A 1,938-nucleotide genomic window follows, 5' to 3' on the forward strand; every position below is an offset into this window, starting at 1 on the left:
ACTCCAATACCGGCCCCACACCCTCGACGGCTTCAGAGCCGGCACCGGCCTGACCCTGGACACTCCAACCTCACCCTGACAAGCCGAAGTCAGTAAAGAGCCGGGCTACAGGTCGAACTCGAGGTGCTCGATGTCCGTGAAGCGGACCTCCTCCAGGGAGCCGGCGCGGCGGCCGCCGTCCTGGAAGTACACGTCCTTGAGCGCTTCGGCCGCGAGCTCTTGGAGGCGCTGCTCGGTGGCTCCCTGTTCCTGGGCGTCGAAGAGGCGGGCGGCGTACTGCGGGGGCAGGGCGACGGTCAGGTGCCGGATGCGGTCCTGGTCGGTCGACCCGATCGGCGCGGTGTAGCCCATGCGGGCGCGGGTGTCGATGACGATGCCGCCCGTGGACGCCGCTTTCGCCTTGGCCTTCGCCCGGATCTGCGGCTGCCATCGCTTCTTCACCTCGCGCTCCAGGCGCGCGGCGAGGTCGGGGCGGGGCTTTTTGATCTGGTCCTTCACGTACCGCTCGACGGTGCGCTGGGAGATCCGCAGCATCTGGGCGACCGTCTTGGTGCCGCCGAGTCGCTTGACCAGGTAGCGCATCTGTGGACCCGCGTTCTTCGGTGCCGGGCGGGTGAACGCCTTCTGCACCGCCTTCTCCAGGCCGTCCCCGATCAGGCTCATCGTGGCCTTCTCCTACTCTCCGCTGTCGACGTCGGTGATGGTGCCGTCCTTGATGTACCGGGCCAGGTTGAGCTCGGGGGCGTTGAACCGCTCCCGGACTTCCTCGCCCCACAGGACGTCCTGCGTGCCCTCGTGCTTGACCAGGCCGGGGTTGATGCCGAGCCTGAAGCCGCCGGGCAGCGGCTTGCCCTCCCGGTAGGGCAGGAAGTCCAGCGGCGAGGGCCCGGCGGCGGCGTAGACGACGCAGTCGGACAGGATCGCAATCGGGTACTGCCCGGTGAACGCAGCGTGCTTGACGATCTTGCGGTGCAGGTTGATCCGGGTGCGAGCAATGACCGCCGCGCGGATGTCGGGCCGCCACGTCGGGCGGGACAGGGCGCGCCACGGCTCGCCCGGCCGCCAGCCCTCCCCGCGCGGGCGCTCGCGGAGCTTGCCCAGGCCGCCCTTCACCGTGGCCTTGACCGCCGAGACCACGAGTCCCAGCTCCGGGTCACGGGCCTTGTAGCCGTCCATCGCCGCGAGGAAGTCGGTCGGCGACAGGTCGGCGTCGACGCCGAGGTCGGCCATCGTGGCGAGGTAGGCGTCGCGCAACCGGTTGTACCAGCCGTCCAGGTAGCGGCCGTTCTCCCGCCGCACCCACGCCTCGGTCGGGCGCACCTCGTAGCCGAGCTCCGCCGCGTAGGCGACGGTGGGCGTCGTGTACCAGGCCGGGCCCTTGGGGCGGTCGCCCTTCGGCGTGAACGGGGAGGGCAGCAGGCTGCCGTCCAGCTCCACCCACTGCTTGCCGACCTTCACCTTCGACAGGTCGATGTGGGAGAGGTCGACCAGCCACGAGCCGGGCAGCTTCGGGTCGAACACCGGGTTCGTGACGTGTGTCGGCTCGCCGAGGCCGACGTTCAGGCCGTTGGCGCCGGCGGCGAAGGCCATGTTGACGTCGATGCCGACCAGGTGCCGCAGGGTGCACTCCGCGTCGGTCATCGGGCGGGCCCAGTCGTACGCTTCTTCGAACAGTTTCTCGCCGGGGCCGCGCACGTGGAACCGGGGCAGGTCCTTGAGGACCGGGTGGCCGTCGGGGACCTCGCACGGCGGCCAGTTCATCGGGTCGATGGCGTCCTTGCCCAGCGAGCCGGGGTTGTGCTCGGAGTGCCGCTTGCCGTCGGCGTCTGGCTCGGAGGCGCGCGTCGGCGGGTGCAGGGCGGTCATCAGCTCCAGACCGGTCACGGCGGTCGAGCCGCGCGGCGTCATTACCCGCGAGGCGTACACGCCCAGGACGCG

General features: G+C 70.5%; 2 protein-coding genes. Both read right to left on the reverse strand.

The features are described 5' to 3' along the window. Nucleotides 1–105: 105 nt before the first annotated feature. Nucleotides 106–663 carry a telomere-protecting terminal protein Tpg gene (gene tpg / locus ACFWUY_RS41395; protein WP_384122139.1) on the reverse strand — a complete coding sequence of 186 codons (558 nt, stop codon included), beginning with the start codon at nucleotides 661–663 and terminating at the stop codon, nucleotides 106–108. A gap of 12 nt (nucleotides 664–675) precedes the next feature. Then, nucleotides 676–1,938, reverse strand: a 1,263-nt coding sequence (gene tap, locus ACFWUY_RS41400; protein WP_384122143.1) for a telomere-associated protein Tap, incomplete at its 5' end; no start/stop codon positions are given.

Source organism: Streptomyces sp. NPDC058664, from assembly GCF_042716635.1.
Classification (GTDB): domain Bacteria; phylum Actinomycetota; class Actinomycetes; order Streptomycetales; family Streptomycetaceae; genus Streptomyces.

Bases quoted from the DNA above. Each gene is read 5' to 3' on its own strand.
- tpg (WP_384122139.1), bottom strand. From the start codon at position 663: ATGAGCCTGATCGGGGACGGCCTGGAGAAGGCGGTGCAGAAGGCGTTC.